This is a genomic window from Chryseolinea sp. H1M3-3 (assembly GCF_029360725.1).
Lineage (GTDB): Bacteria > Bacteroidota > Bacteroidia > Cytophagales > Cyclobacteriaceae > Chryseolinea.
The window spans coordinates 887,436-904,339 of sequence record NZ_JARKMY010000001.1; the positions used below are offsets into that span (position 1 = coordinate 887,436).

At 40.8% G+C, this 16,904-nt stretch carries 16 protein-coding genes; 12 read left to right on the forward strand and 4 right to left on the reverse strand.

The features are described from left to right. Positions 1–11 precede the first annotated feature (11 nt). From rsmI to P2W71_RS03815, 4 genes are all read left to right on the forward strand, one after another. Entirely contained in the window at positions 12–698 is a 687-nt protein-coding gene (gene rsmI / locus P2W71_RS03800; protein WP_276367221.1) for a 16S rRNA (cytidine(1402)-2'-O)-methyltransferase, read from the forward strand. A 3-nt stretch (positions 699–701) separates the two neighbouring features. Continuing rightward, the gene (locus P2W71_RS03805) at positions 702–1,484 is read left to right on the forward strand and encodes a hypothetical protein (RefSeq protein WP_276367224.1); all 783 of its coding nucleotides are present in this window, start codon (positions 702–704) and stop codon (positions 1,482–1,484) included. Next, positions 1,481–2,284 carry an inositol monophosphatase family protein gene (locus P2W71_RS03810; RefSeq protein WP_276367226.1) on the forward strand — a complete coding sequence of 268 codons (804 nt, stop codon included), beginning with the start codon at positions 1,481–1,483 and terminating at the stop codon, positions 2,282–2,284. Before P2W71_RS03805 ends, P2W71_RS03810 begins: the two co-directional genes overlap by 4 nt. A 95-nt stretch (positions 2,285–2,379) precedes the next feature. Beyond that, positions 2,380–5,184: a M16 family metallopeptidase gene (locus tag P2W71_RS03815; RefSeq protein WP_276367230.1), complete on the forward strand. Its 2,805-nt coding sequence runs from the start codon at positions 2,380–2,382 to the stop codon at positions 5,182–5,184. A gap of 32 nt (positions 5,185–5,216) precedes the next feature. Here P2W71_RS03815 and glmS read toward each other — a convergent pair whose 3' ends face one another. From glmS to P2W71_RS03830, 3 genes are read right to left on the reverse strand one after another with little or no spacing between them, the layout of a single operon-like run. After that, on the reverse strand, positions 5,217–7,052 hold the full coding sequence (gene glmS, locus P2W71_RS03820; protein WP_276367232.1) for a glutamine--fructose-6-phosphate transaminase (isomerizing): 1,836 nt from the start codon (positions 7,050–7,052) through the stop codon (positions 5,217–5,219). A 10-nt stretch (positions 7,053–7,062) separates the two neighbouring features. Then, positions 7,063–8,526, reverse strand: coding sequence for a DUF4270 family protein (locus P2W71_RS03825; protein ID WP_276367235.1), 1,464 nt, complete (start codon positions 8,524–8,526; stop codon positions 7,063–7,065). After that, entirely contained in the window at positions 8,510–9,313 is an 804-nt protein-coding gene (locus tag P2W71_RS03830; RefSeq protein WP_276367238.1) for a glycogen/starch synthase, read from the reverse strand. The genes P2W71_RS03825 and P2W71_RS03830 overlap by 17 nt, the downstream gene beginning before the upstream one ends. Before the next feature lie 120 nt (positions 9,314–9,433). On the opposite strand from P2W71_RS03830, the gene panC reads away from it, so the two are divergent. The 5 genes from panC (at position 9,434) to P2W71_RS03855 (ending at position 13,285) form a co-directional block, all read left to right on the forward strand. Beyond that, entirely contained in the window at positions 9,434–10,279 is an 846-nt protein-coding gene (gene panC / locus P2W71_RS03835; protein WP_276367240.1) for a pantoate--beta-alanine ligase, read from the forward strand. Positions 10,280–10,283: 4 nt separating this feature from the next. Beyond that, a complete protein-coding gene (gene panD, locus P2W71_RS03840) occupies positions 10,284–10,631 on the forward strand; it encodes an aspartate 1-decarboxylase (RefSeq protein WP_276367242.1) in 348 nt (115 codons plus the stop codon). Positions 10,632–10,654: 23 nt separating this feature from the next. After that, positions 10,655–11,680 (forward strand): lysylphosphatidylglycerol synthase transmembrane domain-containing protein, encoded by a 1,026-nt coding sequence (locus tag P2W71_RS03845; protein ID WP_276367246.1) that lies wholly within the window; start codon positions 10,655–10,657, stop codon positions 11,678–11,680. A 66-nt stretch (positions 11,681–11,746) separates the two neighbouring features. Beyond that, entirely contained in the window at positions 11,747–12,586 is an 840-nt protein-coding gene (locus P2W71_RS03850) for a geranylgeranylglycerol-phosphate geranylgeranyltransferase (protein ID WP_276367250.1), read from the forward strand. A gap of 120 nt (positions 12,587–12,706) precedes the next feature. Then, on the forward strand, positions 12,707–13,285 hold the full coding sequence (locus tag P2W71_RS03855) for a phosphoribosylglycinamide formyltransferase (protein ID WP_276367252.1): 579 nt from the start codon (positions 12,707–12,709) through the stop codon (positions 13,283–13,285). A 15-nt stretch (positions 13,286–13,300) separates the two neighbouring features. Here the strand turns inward: P2W71_RS03855 and P2W71_RS03860 are convergent, their stop codons facing one another. Then, positions 13,301–14,923: a S41 family peptidase gene (locus tag P2W71_RS03860; protein WP_276367255.1), complete on the reverse strand. Its 1,623-nt coding sequence runs from the start codon at positions 14,921–14,923 to the stop codon at positions 13,301–13,303. A 191-nt stretch (positions 14,924–15,114) separates the two neighbouring features. Here P2W71_RS03860 and P2W71_RS03865 point away from each other — a divergent pair, with 191 nt between their 5' ends. Genes P2W71_RS03865 through ruvX form a run of 3 tightly spaced genes read left to right on the forward strand, consistent with a single transcriptional unit; the run spans position 15,115 to position 16,874 of the window. Continuing rightward, a complete protein-coding gene (locus tag P2W71_RS03865) occupies positions 15,115–15,870 on the forward strand; it encodes a hemerythrin domain-containing protein (protein WP_276367259.1) in 756 nt (251 codons plus the stop codon). A gap of 44 nt (positions 15,871–15,914) precedes the next feature. Then, a complete protein-coding gene (locus P2W71_RS03870) occupies positions 15,915–16,421 on the forward strand; it encodes a dihydrofolate reductase family protein (RefSeq protein ID WP_276367262.1) in 507 nt (168 codons plus the stop codon). 36 nt (positions 16,422–16,457) lie between these two features. After that, positions 16,458–16,874 carry a Holliday junction resolvase RuvX gene (gene ruvX / locus P2W71_RS03875; RefSeq protein ID WP_276367265.1) on the forward strand — a complete coding sequence of 139 codons (417 nt, stop codon included), beginning with the start codon at positions 16,458–16,460 and terminating at the stop codon, positions 16,872–16,874. The last annotated feature ends 30 nt before the right edge of the window (positions 16,875–16,904 follow it).

Sequence of the window (16,904 nt, forward strand, 5' to 3'; positions counted from 1 at the left end):
CATCACGACTTATGGAACCATCCCCGACATCGCTGTATATTATAGCCACGCCTATAGGAAACTTAGGGGATATTACTTTCCGGGCAGTAGAAATCTTAAAATCAGTTGATCTGATTCTTGCAGAAGACACGCGAACGTCAGGTGTGCTTCTGAAGCATTATGGGATCTCCAAACCGCTTCAGAGCTTCCATAATTTCAATGAACATAAAATCGTTGACATGCTCGTGGGGCGACTCAAGCAGGGCGAAAAAATGGCGTTGATATCAGATGCTGGAACGCCGGGAATCTCAGATCCAGGATTTTTGATCGCGCGTGCCTGCGTGCAAGCAGGCCTAAAAATTGAATGTCCTCCTGGAGCAACGGCATTCTTACCCGCTTTGATAAAATCCGGGCTACCGTCAGATCGATTTGTGTTTGAAGGCTTTCTTCCTATAAAAAAAGGAAGACAAACACTTCTAAAACAACTTGTCGAAGAAGAACGAACTATGATTTTTTATGAGTCTCCATATCGCCTGGTAAAAACCCTGCAACAGTTTAAAGAATATTTCGGTGAAGACCGGATGGCATCCGTTTCCCGCGAGTTAACTAAAGTGTTCGAAGAAACCATAAATGGAACGATAGCTGAAATCCTCAACCACTTTATGGCAAAGGACGTAAAGGGCGAGATTGTGATAGTGGTCGCAGGGAAACCAAAATAAATCATGAGCATTTTTTACAGATTAGGTAAGAACCCAGCGCGACTATTTATCATAGCTCAAACGTTATTGCTGATTTCGTTTGTCTGGAGAGAGTTTCCTGTTTTTGTATTTATTGCATTTGCTCCCATGTATGCCCTCACTGATCATCCTTCGGCGTTAAAATACTCCTACCTGCCTTTTATTGTTGCCATTGGAACTGCTTTTATATTCTACTACACCATGCAGCAAAGCATGCAGCAAAGTAGTGTGCTCTCCTGGATAATTTATTTCGCATTACTAGCCACCCTATTTACTGTTTATATCCTTTTGCAACGATGGACAAACAATAGGCTCAACAAATTTACTTTGCTCATCTTCATTTTAGGAATGGAATACATGCTATTAAAACTCATGACCGACCCTAATCCAGTGTTCCTTGCAGATCTCCTGCGTTATAAACACACATGGATCCGATGGAATATTTTTACGGGTTATACCGGAGCATCATTGTGGATACTTCTCACTAACCTGCTTTTTTATCAGGCACTTTTTAAACAGGAAAAAATAAACTGGATGCTATGCTTCAGCGCATGTATGATCATCCTGCTGCCGATTTTGTTTTCGATCAGCCAGACTTCAACGGCGTTAACCAAAGGTGATGTATTGGATTTTTATACAAGTGGCAGCAATTATAACTCCATCTATTTGCAACGCGGCGAATTAATATCGCGAACAGGTGCATGGGTTTCATTGTTGATCATTATCTTCACCCTTATAAAGGGATTGACTAAAAAAGTGTCGAGATGAATTTACAAGAAATAGAAAAAGGAGTCATTGATATTTGTATTGAAGTAGGCCAGTTTATCCGTCACGAAGGTGCAAATTTTGACCATGCCCGCATCGAAGAAAAAGATGGTTTCAATAACCTTGTTTCGTATGTCGATAAAGAAGCAGAAAGAAGGTTGGTTACAGTTTTTAAAAAACTTTTACCAGAAGCCGGCTTCATTACTGAAGAGGGAACAGTAACACAGTCACAAAATCATGAATACAACTGGATCATTGATCCGCTGGATGGTACAACGAATTTTCTACATGGCTTACCTATCTATGCGATCAGTGTTGGATTAACACGCGGTCCCAAAGTTATCCTGGGGGTCATCTACCACATCGTTCGTCAGGAATGTTTTCATGCTATTGAGGGTGGTCATGCTTATTGCAACGATCAAGTCATTACCGTTTCAAATGTAAGAACGCTACAGAAAAGTTTACTGGCAACCGGCTTTCCCTATTATCATTTTGATAAAAAAGAAACCTACCTGGATATCATTCGCGAGTTTCTGGAGAAATCGCATGGCATCCGGAGGCTTGGGAGCGCCGCCATTGATCTCGCCTACGTCGCGTGTGGGCGCTTAGAAGGATTCTTTGAATACAACCTTAACCCTTGGGATGTTGCTGCTGGTATCTTTATTGTGGAGCGTGCAGGGGGAAAAGTCACTGATTTTAAGGGAGGAAACAATGTACTCTTCGGCGGCGAACTTTGTGCTGCCAACAGTTCAGTCCATCCTGAAATGTTGGAAATAATTAATACCAGGTGGCACCAGAAATAGGTGCAGGTTTGCGATTAGCATGTTCCAGGCTGTAGTTGCAATACATCCTAATCAATAACATCATCCTTGATCCCGACAGTCAAAATCCCATGCTTATGCGAAACTCATTCTTATACATTTTATTTTTCATTTTAATAACAGTCTGTTCAGTTGCACAGCATAATCTTTCCGATCCATTACCAATAGATCCCAGAGTAAAGATTGGCAAACTTTCAAACGGGCTCACTTATTACATTCAAAAAAATACACGTCCAGAAAGGAAAGTTGAATTGCGTCTTGTCGTGAACACCGGATCAATCCTGGAAGATGATGATCAACGAGGGCTTGCACATTTCACAGAACATATGGCCTTTAATGGGTCAAAGAACTTTCAAAAAAATGATCTCGTTTCTTTCCTTCAATCCATTGGTGTAAAGTTTGGCGCAGACTTGAACGCTTACACAAGTTTTGATGAAACGGTTTATATTCTTCCAATTCCTACAGAAAAAAAAGAAAATATTGAAAAGGGATTTCAAATACTTGAAGATTGGGCAAGTGCTGTATCCTTTGATCACGCCGAGATTGATAAAGAGCGCGGCGTTGTTTTAGAAGAGCTGCGCCTGGGTAAAGGTGCAGATGACAGAATGAGCAAAATATATTTTCCGAAATTATTTGAAGGCTCTAAGTATGGTGATCGACTTCCCATTGGTACAGAGGATGTGTTAAAAAACTTCAACTATGAAACCATTAAAAAATTTTATAAGGACTGGTATCGACCAGATCTTATGGCTGTAATTGTTGTGGGTGACATGGAGGTTGCAGAAGCTGAACAATACATCAAGAAACATTTCGCGCATTTAAAAAATCCGGATCAACCAAGACCAAGACTTGATAGTGAAGTAATGCCCAGAAAAAAATCAGAAGGCATCGTGGCAACTGACAAGGAAGCAACGAATCACTATGTCCAAATCTATTACACTACAAAAAAATGGAAGGTAGAAACTACGGTGAAGGATTATCGTGATTTTATCATCGAGCGGATATTCACAAGCATGCTGAGTCAGCGCCTGCAGGAGCTCACCCAGAAATCAAATCCACCGTTTCTCTATGGCGCCAGTAATTTTGGGGAATTCGTTCGTGGATATGAAGCCTATAGCTCATTCGCTGTTTTAGGCAAAGATGGTGTAGAGCCAGCGATTAATGCTATCATTCAAGAAAATGAACGTGCGAGAAAATTTGGGTTTACACCTTCTGAACTTGATCGTATCAAAAAAGTATTGATGAAAAATATCGAACGTTCATTCAATGAACGAGATAAAACGGAATCGTCTAATCTGGTACAGGAATATGTTAGGAATTTTCTTGAAAAAGAACCAATTCCAGGAATAGAGAATGAATATAGCTATCACAAGCAATATCTGGACGGAATCACATTGGAGGAAGTCAATCAATATGCCGCAAAAACAATCCCCCCGGATACTGAAAATAAGCTTGTCATACTCACCGGACCGGAGAAGGCTGAATTTAAAATACCTTCGAACGAAGAATTATTGACCATCGCAGACAACGCTGCAAAAGTTGAAGTGACGGCCTATGAAGAAAATGCCGTTGCCACCTCCCTCATGGAAAAAGTACCTGCACCTGGTAAGATTGTCAGCGAAAAAGTAATTAAAGAACTTAACATAACAGAATTAACCTTAAGCAACGGCGTTAAGGTTTTGCTCAAGCCTACCGACTTTAAAAACGATCAGATTATCCTAGCTTCCTCGCGATTTGGAGGACAATATTTGTACGACCCGAAAGATCGATTGGATGCTGAATATGCATCGACTATTGTGACGCAAATGGGGATCGGACAGTTTTCTCCGCTCGATCTAAGAAAAGTGCTTGCCGGAAAAAGTGCTTCCATAACGCCCAGGCTAGGCACAATTTCTGAGTCGTTAAATGGGCAGTGCAGCGCTGCCGATTTAGAGACTATGTTGCAACTCACACATCTATATTTCACACAACCCCGGTATGATGCTGAGTTATTTAAATCATTTGTGACCAAGCAGCAAGCTATGTATCAAAACATGAGTTCTGATCCGCAATACACTTTCCAGGATTCGGTCATGACAATTTTATATCGAAATCATCCGTGGGCACCCCGTGTCCCTAAATCCGAAATTTTCAGCAAAATAAATGACCAGCATGCCTTAAACATTTACAAAGAGCGTTTCGGAGACGCCAATGGGTTCACTTTTGTGCTGGTAGGGAAATTCGATGTTGCCACCATCAAACCCTTGCTTGCTACCTATTTAGGGAGCCTCAAATCTTCATCAAAAAAATCTACATTCAAGGATGTGGGTTTGCGTCCTGTAAAGGGCGTTAAAAAAGAAATATTCAAGGGAACGGAGCCAAAGAGTTTTATCCGAATGTTTTGGAATGGAGAAGCAACTTATAGCACTGATGAGCAATTGAAAATACAGGCATTAACAGAAGTCCTTAACATTAAACTCATCGAAAAACTCCGTGAAGATCTGGCAGGAATTTATGGAGGAGGAATGTTTGGATCTTTGAACAAGTATCCGTACAACCATTTTTCACTAGGCGCATCGTTACCTTGTGGTCCGGAAAATGTAGATAAACTCATTACTGCCACACTCGAGGAAATTGAAAAAATCAAGGCCAATGGCCCGGCCGTCGAGGACTTAAATAAAGTTAAAGAAACGTGGAGGCAGCAGCATGAAGTAAATCTTAAAGAAAATAATTTCTGGGCACGACAACTCCTTCAAAGTATCGAACTTGGTACGGACTTACAAAATGTACTTAGCTATGAAGAGCGAATTGCGCGGCTCACGCCAGCTGATGTAAAAAGCGCTGCCAACAAATATCTGGACATGAAAAATTATGTTCAGATTGTTTTAAACCCAGAGAAGTAGTTACCTCCATTTATTGAAGGCTTTCAAATCCGTTACTCTACCGTAACTGATTTCGCAAGATTTCTTGGCTGGTCTACATTACAGCCACGCAACACCGCGATGTGATATGAAAGCAACTGCAGCGGAATAACAGAAACCAACGGCATTAATGCTTCGTGAACTGCAGGAACTTCAATACAAAACTCCGACATTTTAGGGATATGATCGTCGCCCTCAGTGATGACCGATATTACCCTTCCTTTACGCGCCTTTACCTCTTGAATATTGGAAACGACTTTCTCATAAGAGCTGTCTTTTGTCGCGATGAATACAACTGGCATTTCTTCATCAATGAGCGCGATAGGGCCATGCTTCATTTCAGCGGCTGGATATCCTTCGGCATGTATGTACGAAATCTCTTTTAGTTTTAATGCGCCTTCAAGGGCAACCGGAAAATTGTATCCGCGTCCCAGGTAAATAAAATTGCGAGCATCTTTAAAGAGGTGGGCAATTTTTTCAATCTGATCATTAAGCTTAAGAGCCTTTTCAACTTTCGCGGGAATATTTTCCAACTCCACTAGCATTGAATGGAAGGCCTGACTGGATATCGTGCCATTTTTTTGAGCAACACTTAATGCAATCATACTTAATACGGTGAGTTGAGCCGTAAATGCTTTTGTGCTTGCCACGCCGATTTCCGGCCCAGCATGTGTATATGCCCCTGCGTGCGTAGCTCGTGCAATCGACGATCCCACTACATTGCAAACGCCAAAGATTATCGCGCCCTTGGATTTTGCCAATTCAATAGCCGCCAATGTGTCTGCTGTTTCACCTGACTGCGAAATAGCAATTACCACATCTCCCTCACGAATCACGGGATTTCTATACCGAAACTCAGAAGCATATTCTACCTCTACGGGTATACGACAAAATTCTTCAAAGAAATACTCAGCTACCAAACCTGCATGCCATGACGTACCACAGGCAATGATCATGATCCGGTCGGCTTTTACAAGTTTATTGATATATTCCCCAAGGCCACCCAAAACTAATCTGCCGGTTCTAGCATTTAAACGGCCGCGCATACAATCGCTGATAGAACGAGGTTGTTCGAAAATTTCCTTGAGCATAAAATGCTCAAAACCACCTTTTTCAATCGCTTCAAGTTCCAAGTCAACGGTCTCAATATACGGAGTAAGCGGAAGGTTCGCGGTATTCTTGATGCTTAGCTTGCCATCCTTAATGATAGCAATTTCCTGATCATTCAGATATACTACTTCGTTGGTATATTCAATGATAGGGGTAGCATCCGACGCTAAAAAGAATTCATCCTTCCCTACACCTATTACGAGCGGACTGCCTTTTCGCGCTGCAATTAATAAATTCGGATCTTCCAACGACATGATAACAATGGCATACGCACCAACAACTTTTGTAAGCGCCAGTCTTACCGCTTCCTCAAGAGAGCACTGTTCATTTTTTTTTATGTCTTCAATGAAATGAATAAAAACTTCAGTATCGGTATCGCTTAAAAAAGTGTGGCCCTTCCGGACCAGTTCCAGTTTAAGTGCGCTATAATTTTCAATGATACCATTGTGAATGATAGCGAGTTTTTCGGTCGCTGAATAATGTGGATGGGCATTTCGATCACTAGGCTCACCGTGGGTAGCCCACCGTGTATGGCCCATGCCAATAGTACTGGATAAATTTTTTCCCTGCAAGTAAGCTTCAAGGTCGGAAACCTTACCTTTCTTTTTATAAACTGATAAGGCACCGTTTAATAATGCAATGCCTGCACTATCATAACCCCGATATTCCAGTCTTTTAAGTCCCTTTATAATAACATCGTGCGCCTGACGATGGCCAACATAAGCTACAATGCCGCACATAGGTATTGAATTAGTTTAATGGTGTAGTAGGTTTGGTATAATAGATCTTAAGCTTGATGTTGTCTTTTGGAAAAACAACCCGATTGACTGACTTGGTGTTCGGTGAGGATGGAGACGAAGGATAGAGTACAAAATATTGAAAACGAGGTAAATCTTCCCTAACCAAACTTAATTGTTGAAAAAATAATGCAAAGTTACCGCTATATGATTTTTTGGTTGACGAGTATCGGATGTATGGGTCCTGATCTCCTCTTACATAGAAAGCAAGATCATCCTCTACGACACTCCCGTCATCCAATGACAACGTTCCGGTATGCGCAGGAAACCTGGGATTATAATTACCGATATCGAGTGTGTCCTTAAGGTTTTTAACTTTTCTCAATTCATTATTGCTATTAAGGATTCTCAGTACCATGCTTGCAGGAGGAGCCAAGGTAGATTCCGTTACAGATTCGACCGACAATTCTGCCGAAGTAATGATCACATTGGGTACAGTATCACAAAACTCAAAAAATTTGCCGAAGTCTAATTTTGTATAAACTCCGGTTCCGGATTCAATGTATCTTAAGTCATCCGGTGGATAAAAATCTTGGGAAGGTGTGGTTAAGCCGGTGAGACTGCTTGTTGAATGATCGGCTTTTATCTGGCTAAAACTGGTGACGAGTCCAAATCCGAGCGCCACATTTAAACTGTCGTCGGAAGCCGTATGGTAATGAAGGTTTATAAAAGAGTTTGGCCTCACACCCAGGATTTTATCGCCATTGTCGGATTTGATTGACAATCCCTTGAAGAGGGCTGTAAATCTTTCAAAATCAATAAAGGTCGAATCGTCATTCGTGGCATAGTCGCGCCACCGTAATGCCTGGTTAAAAATCTGTTGTCCGAATGCTTGATCCAGGGATACCCGAACCGTAACCGACCTGTCAAGATTATTATTGGCAAAGTGATCAAGGCTATCGGTATTAACTGAAAAAACCTTTGCGCCGAGGGGCGTTGGCTTTGTTAAGATCTCTGAATTACTAAAATAATTTCTTCTCTTCGCGAAATCCAGATCTCCGTCAAGTTCATATACAGAAATACTTTGCTGTGTGTTTTTGTCTTTCGATCCATAGTTATAAAAGTCCAATGACAACGTAAGCGTTACAGAATCGAATGTAGCGCCGGCTGCAAGTTTTGTGGTAGATATTGCATAAAACTGCGTATAAACGTCGGCTTTGACGGTCCCGAACTTTTCATCCGGATATTGACCCAGCAATAACCTGTTGGTTTCATTCTCGAAAACATAATTTGACGTACGCTGAGAATCTAAGAGCAAAACGCTGCTCTCAATCGGTATCTCAACATAAGTAGCATCGAATTTTGGATTTGGATTCTTATATCCTAGAAGACTTGCTTCATCTTCGCATGAAAAAAAAAATAATAGGGCAACTGGCAGTGCTACCAATTGCCCTATGCGCTTAGCCCATAAGTTCATTATAAAAATTATAATACGATTCAGTCGAGTTTTCGGCGTTATCAAAGTTCTCTACTTTCTTTTCTTTGATCTTTTTAAAGAGTCCTTCTAACTTCTTGTTTTCACCAGCAACGATGACAGCATCAGAAAATTCCATACCCAGTTTGATAAATCCCTCAAAGTCAGCTGACTTTAAGTTGCCGAGCATGTTATCTTCAATATCCATCATTTTTACCTTGTCCATTATATCTCCTTTAAACTTGTGGGAGAAAGAATTATTGTAAATGGAGAAGACTGTCTTTGCATTTTTAAATAAAGGATCATTCTTGTAAGTAGTTTTTAAATACAAAGGAATAAAACTAGTGATCCAGTCATTGCAATGAACGACATCGGGTGCCCATCCTAACTTTCGGACGGTTTCAATTACTCCTTTACAGAAGAAGATGGCGCGTTCGTCATTGTCCTCATAAAAATTGTTCTCTTTATCGTGAAAAACAGATTTACGATGAAAATAATCTTCATTATCAATGAAGTACACCTGCAACTTAGCATTCGGAATAGAAGCAACTTTAATAATCAAAGGCTTTTCTTCATCACCAACAGCAATGTTTATCCCGGAAAGCCTCACCACCTCATGCAGCCTGTTCTTGCGCTCATTGATGATCCCAAACCGGGGCACCAATATCCTTATCTCCATCCCTCTTTCCTGCATCGCTTGCGGAAGCTTGCGCACAAAGTCCGCTACTTCCGAGGTTTGTAGAAATGGGTTAATTTCACTGGCTACATAAAGAACTCGAAGTTTTGACATAATTTTGATTTTTAATGTAGAATGGAAAACGAGCCACAAAAATACAAATAATTCGCCCCTTATTCAAGTTGATTTCAGTTTTCCCTATATCTTTGCGACCTTTTGCCAAAATGGCCTAAAATGGAGATTTTCAAAAAGATAGCGCCATTAAAAGCTTTTTTAAAGGAATTTCGCACGGTAGGCGACACAATCGGGCTCGTTCCTACGATGGGAGCGCTCCATAATGGCCACTTATCCCTCATTGACACCTCTAAGAGCCAAAACTCCCTTACAGTTTGCTCTATATATGTTAATCCTACACAATTCAATAATCCGGTAGATCTTCAAAAGTATCCCCGCAATCTTGAGGAAGATGTCAAACTCCTTCAAAAAGTTGGATGCGATGTCGTTTTTTGTCCTTCAAATGAGGAAATGTATACTGGTCAGGCTTCTTTGAAGTTTGATTTTGGGGCGCTGGATAAGGTGATGGAAGGCAAATTCCGGCCGGGTCATTTTAGCGGAGTCGCACTGGTCGTTTCCAAATTTTTTAATATTGTTAACCCGGATCGCGCATATTTTGGACAAAAGGACTGGCAGCAATTTGCGATCATTCAGCAGGTTGTCGAAGAGCTTAAATTTGGACTGACGCTGCATAGCGTGCCTACTTTACGGGAGGCCGACGGATTAGCAATGTCTTCCCGGAATTTAAGACTAAATGAGCAGGAAAGGCTGAAAGCAACGATATTTCACCAGTCATTGTTAGCAGCCCAGGAAAATTTGAGGCAGGGAAGAAAGATTACTGACGCCAAAAAGCTGGTAGAAGAAATGATAAAAAAAGTACCAGGGGTAACGTTGGAATACTTTGAAGTTGCAGACAGCAAAAACTTAAATGTTTTAGAATTCGTTAACGAAGCAGAAAAGCCAATCTTGTGCATTGCCGGATATGTGGGTGATGTACGGTTGATTGACAATATGTTTTTGAAATAACAGGATGAGAATAGAAGTATTAAAGTCGAAAATTCATCGTGCAAAAGTTACGCAGGCCGAGCTACATTACGTTGGAAGTGTAACAATTGATGAGGATTTGATGGATGCCGTAAACCTGATTGCAGGTGAAAAGGTAACCATCGTGAACGTCAATAATGGTGAGCGGTTGGAGACCTATGTAATTAAAGGAGAACGAGGCTCCGGTGTTGTTTGTCTTAACGGTCCGGCTGCACGTAAAGCGCAGGTCGGAGACATTGTCATCATCGTATCGTATGCCTCCATGAAATTCGAAAAAGCTAAAACGTTCAAACCTTGGATCGTTTTTCCAACACCTGATAATAGGTTACCTTAACGTCTGAATTAAACCACATCAGCGTGTCGCCCAGACTCAAAAGTCTCATACAATATGTAATAATACTGGGAGTCACAATCTTACTGATCTATCTTTCTTTACGTGGGTTAAAGGTTGCTGAAGGGGAAAACAAATGGGATTACCTGCAACGTACATGGGGTAATGCTAATAAAGGATGGCTAATCGCTATGGCTGTACTTTCCCTAGTCAGTCATGTTATACGGGCAGAACGCTGGAGGATGCTGCTGGAACCTGTCGGGTATCATGCAAAACTCAGTCACAGCTTTCATTCGTTGATGGTGGGCTATTTAATAAACCTGGTGATTCCGCGAGGTGGAGAAATTTCCCGGTGTTATAATTTATATAAGCTAGATAAAATACCGGTGATTGAGTCGTTCGGAACGGTTGTGGTGGAACGCGTGGTGGATCTTTTCTTTTTAGTTCTGCTTATTGCTATTTCGTTCGCATTCGAATCCAAAAAATTATTTGCATTCATCGAAACGTTGCCCTTAACTACCTCGGGTAACTCGAAAATAGGGTTGATCATTATTATTCTCGTTGGTATTAGTGCCAGTGTAACACTGCTTTTGTGGTTACTAAAGAAAAATAAAAAGGTCCATACGCTAATTCAAAAGACGTGGAGCAGTTTTAAAGAAGGCATACTGTCTATTTTCAGGTTAAAAAATAAAGGCTTATTCGTGTTGTATTCGTGCATTGTCTGGTCACTGTATTTTGCAATGAGCTACACTGTACTAAAAGCTTTTCCGGCAACGGAACGTCTTGATTTTAGTGCTGTACTTAGTTTATTTGCTATTGGTGCTATTGCTATGGCTGCTCCTCTTCCCGGAGGAACTGGTTCCTATCATGTGTTGGTCCCTCAAGGACTTTTCTTTCTCTATCAGATTCCGTTATCCGATGCTGTTGCGTTCACTTTCATCTTCCATGGTTGGCAAACCGCCTTGTTTATTTTTTTCGGCGTATTGTCGCTTATCATTACTTCTTTCATCGTAAAAAGAAGACAAACGGCAATCCAAAATCATCAAAACTAATTTGCGCTTTAGCAATTAACAATCACGAAGGGTATCTGGTATGCATATCAAGTTTATTTTTGTACTATGAATCGATCATTTATTGAGTCGCTGCTTAAGCTTACCCGGTTCGGTAATCTTATTATCATCGCATTGACTCAATATTTCACGGCGGGTTTTTTGATCGCCATGCATACCTTAAACGACTTCAAATTATTTTTGCTTTCGCTCTCCACGGTTTCCATTGCTGCAGGCGGGTATGTCATCAATGATTATTATGATGTTAAGATAGATTACATCAACAAACCCGAGCGTGTGGTGATTGGAAAAAGTATTACCCGGCGTTATGCCATTTTATTTCACATTATTTTATCAGCCTTTGGCATCGTATTAGGGTTTTATCTATCGTGGCAAATTGCAGCTGTCAATATTCTTTCTGTTTTTTTGTTGTGGCTTTATTCGAACAGTTTAAAACGGCTTCCTTTTATTGGGAATTTAACTGTTGCGTTTCTTACTGGCCTTTCGGTCATTGTTGTTGATATTTTTTATCGCACGAATAATTCTTTAGTGATCATTTACGCCCTGTTTGCATTTTTCATGACACTTGTGCGGGAGATCATAAAAGACATGGAGGATTTGCGAGGCGACAATTCATTTGGTTGCAAAACGCTTCCCATCATTTGGGGGATACGGAAAACGAAAATATTGCTGTACATCCTTCTCGTTCTATTTGCAGCCATTGTTATTTTATTAAATCAACTGTATCGCGCACTTCCTTTTAAATATCATTTGATATTCCTTTTTGTTCCCTTGCTTTGGTTGCTCTATCGTCTCATTCTAGCCGATATGAAAAAAGATTTTACACGACTGAGTATTTTCTGTAAGGTTATTATGATGTTAGGAATTTTAAGCATGGCCTTTATGTAGCAAGGTTTATCGATGGCATTTTTTATAGCGAGATTTTCAAATGTGTCGAGAAATAATCAGCGTATAAAATTCTTTGCTTTCTTTGCGACCTCTTAGCACTCATAAACAGCCGAGCTACTCATGATTCAACAATTTCGGATTGCCATTTTTGCTTCTGGCAGTGGAACCAACGCGGAAGCAATTGTTAGCTATTTTAAAAATCACCCTTCGATAGAAGTTGCGCTTATCTTGAGCAACAATCCCAACGCGTTTGTTTTAGAGCGTGCAAAAAAATTAAACATTCCATGGATCGTTTTTAATCGCGAGCAATTTCATTCGTCCATTCTTTCATCCCTGAAGGAACATGAGATCACGCACATCGTTCTCGCTGGCTTTTTGTGGCTTGTACCGCCCGCGCTTATTGCAGGCTATCCAGGCAAGATTATCAATATCCATCCGGCGCTGTTACCAAAATATGGTGGAAAGGGTATGTATGGCATGAAGATTCATGAATTGATACGTTCTTCAAATGAGACAGAAACAGGAATTACCATTCATTTAATCAATGAAAAATACGATGAAGGACCTGTACTTTTCCAAGGTAAATGTGAGGTAACAAATACAGACACACCCGAACAAATCGCAATGAAAGTCCATCAATTAGAGCACACCTGGTATCCGCAAATCATTGAGAAATGGATTCTCGGAGAAAAAAAATAAACTCTTAATCTCCGGCTACATTTCCGTTCTGTTCAACTCTGCGGGCATGCGGTCGAATAATTTGATTGCATGCTGAAGAATTTCGTTGGTTTCGTTCATGACAGGGAAAAAACCTTCATTATTCCAGAGTTTGCGACCGATCTGTGCTTTGATGTGAACCTTGAAAAGTTTTTCTTTTTTTCTTAGTTCTTTTCTGTCCGCTTTTACTTTGTTGCGTTCTCCTACTTGCACGAGTTCCTCCAACATCTTGTCCGTCACAACAAACTTATTTAGAAAATCATCAAACCCTTTTTTAATGAGTTCTTCTCGATGCGCTTCCCCATAGGCGAAAGTATATTCCTGAATGGACGTTGAGGTATAAAGTTCATTCAAATAGTAGCTTGTCAGTGTTGTGTCAAGCGGGACAAAGTAATCGGGCATGATCCCTCCTCCGCCATAAACTGTACGACCCTTTGGCGTGGTGTATTTTAAGCTATCATTAAAATGTATACTATCAGCATGAAAGAACTCTCCATGGTTATAACGGCTCAGGATGTCGCGGGAATATTCATCTCCATCTTCATAAGGCTTTTGGATCGATCTTCCGGTAGGCGTATAGTAGCGAGAAATAGTCAGTCTGAGTTCAGACCCATCGCTTAAGTCGAAAGGAGATTGCACCAAACCCTTTCCGAAACTTCTGCGACCGACAATTAATGCCCGGTCGTTATCTTGTAACGCACCAGCCAGAATTTCCGATGCTGAAGCACTCCCTTCATTTATCAGTATGATTAAATCGCCTGATTCAAAATCACCCTTGGAGGTTGAAATTGCCTGAGAATCGTATTTTTTTTCTTTCCCATGTGTAAAGACGATCTTCTTTCCAGATGAAAGGAAATCATCGGCCATATCGATGGCAATGTTCATATAGCCTCCTGGATTGCTTTGAAGGTCGAGCACCATTTTTTTCATTCCCTTCTCTTTTAATTTCGAAAGCGCTGCCCGAAATTCGTCGAAGGTGGTGGCGGCAAACCGGTTTACCTTGATGTACCCAATTTCGTCATCGATCATATATGCCACATCGACGGAATACTGAGGAATCTTATCTCGGATAATGTTATAATCTATCTCTTGATCTCTTCGCAATACGGTGACTTTTACTTCGGTTCCTTTTGGGCCTTTTAATGCCTTCATCACATCATTGGAAGTAACGCCAATTCCGGCTAAGTTTTTATCATCCACTTTAATGATTTTGTCTCCCGATTGAATGCCCAGGGCTTCTGACGGGCCACCGCTCAAAGCGGAAACGACCACAATTGTGTCGTGGAAAATATTAAACTCAACGCCAATTCCATCGAAATTTCCCCTTAAATCCTCATTTGCGGCAACGCGGTCGCTGGCCGGAATATAGGCCGAGTGAGGATCCAGTTTATTGAGCATGTGCTGGATGGCGTCGTCAACCAGGCTGTTGGTGTTCACTGTGTCAACATATTCAGTTTGAATTTGTGTGAGCACATCCCTGAATTTTTGAACATCCTTACCTATTTCGCCGGTACCCTTACGATTATTAAATCCAGCGCCAACCAATACACCGGCAGCAAGTCCAAGACACAATACAAGGGGTAATCTTATCTGAAATTTTGAATTCTGTGGTTCGCTCATGTCTATCCGTTAATTCCGCTATAACTAAAATGTAAAATTAAATGTTGAGGTGTAAACTCTAAAGCCAAGTGCATGCCATTAATCGTATTTAGTGTAGAATCAAATAATTTGTCATTCATTAAAATTAAATCAACCTCTTCCTGCCACAATGCCTGACTTAGCCCGAATTTTCATTTATCTTTACCTTTAACATGAGTAAGACAGCTCTGAAAGATACGCGGATTTCTGTACTGGTGGACCAAAACTATGTTCACGCATATGTGCTGTATTACTTCGGTATACGATTTTTTGATTACTCCGAATTAACCCTTGCCCAGGTTTGCAAAAAATGTGGGTTAAAGGTAGAGCAGGTTATCCGGGAAATGGAAGATCCTACGCATTTACGCGAAGCAGATCTGCCTTTAATGTCATACCCGATTGATCTTATTATAGAATACCTGAAGCATTCACATTTCCTTTTTATTAAACATAAACTTCCCTACATCGCGCGATTAGTAGAAAGCTTCAAAGCCAATCACGATGATTATCGTGCTGTAGAGCGTGATTTAAAAATTGTCTTTCCACTTTTTGTAGAGGATTTCATCCAGCATATTTATGAAGAAGAGGATACACTTTTTGTCTTTATAAATTCACTCGAACGAGCCACCAAAGAGAAATTTATTCCTACAAAGCTTTATTTTTTACTCGAACGGAATTCGGTTCAAAAATTCGCGATGGAACATGAAGTGCATGACGATGAAATGCAAGGTATCAGAAACATAACCAAGGATTATTCCTTGCATTCCAATGCGCCGCTACACGTGAAGGTTTTATATAATGAATTGAAGGATTTTGAAAAAAGTCTAATTACCCATGCCCGCATCGAGAACGAGATTCTTTTTCCGAAAGCTATGGCACTGGAGAACAAAGTCAAGCAGCTATTTTTCGAGAAAATAAAGTTTAATTAGCTTCTTAGGCACCTAATTATTTCTCATTTGCGTATTCATTTGCTATGCGAAAAGTAGTTTTAAACTTGGCCGTATCCCTTGATGGATATATCGCCGGCCCTAACGGCGAATATGACTGGTGTTTTACTGACGACGACTACGGAATGACCGAGTTCCTCAACTCTGTTGATGCCACGCTCATGGGCGGGAAATCATACCGGATTGTGACGAAGTATGGGCCTCCTTATCCTGAATTTACCAACTATGTATTTACGCGAACGGAGAAGGAAACTCCTTATCAAAATGTTGTGTTGACATCGGAGGATATTCCTGACTTTGTCAGATCGCTGAAGACTAAAAAAGGTAAAAATATCTGGCTCTTTGGCGGAAGTGAGATCATACACCCATTGATCCAGGAGGATCTGGTTGACGAAATGATGCTGGCTATACACCCAATCCTGTTGGGACGTGGCATACCCATGTTTAAAAATTTAGACGAACGAAAAACACTACAACTTTCAGATAGTATTACCTATCCGTCCGGGCTTGTACAGCTGATTTATAAAAAATAAACTTTTGGATATCATTAACGTGTTGTACGCCTGACTATGGGAAGACTTTTAGCCATTGATTACGGTTTGAAGAGAACTGGTATCGCTGTAACAGATCCTCTACGAATTATTGCGACTCCACTGGAAACTGTGGCAACCTCAACGCTAATACCCTTTCTTTTAACGTATGTGCAAAAAGAAGGTGTGGATGAGTTTATTGTAGGAATGCCAAAGACGCTTCTGAACGAGGACTCGCAGATCACACCGATGGTGAAGAAGTTTGTTGAGGAGCTAAAAATAAAGTTCCCCGGAAAACCCATCCATCTTGCTGACGAAAGGTTCACCAGCAGCATGGCCATGCAAGCGATGATAGATGGAGGTATGAAGAAGAAAGACCGCCAAATTAAAGGCAACGTAGACAAAATCAGTGCTACCATAATTTTACAATCTTTTCTTAATGCAGTCAGGCGTTAGTACTTGTGGCAAAACTTTCAACGATATCAA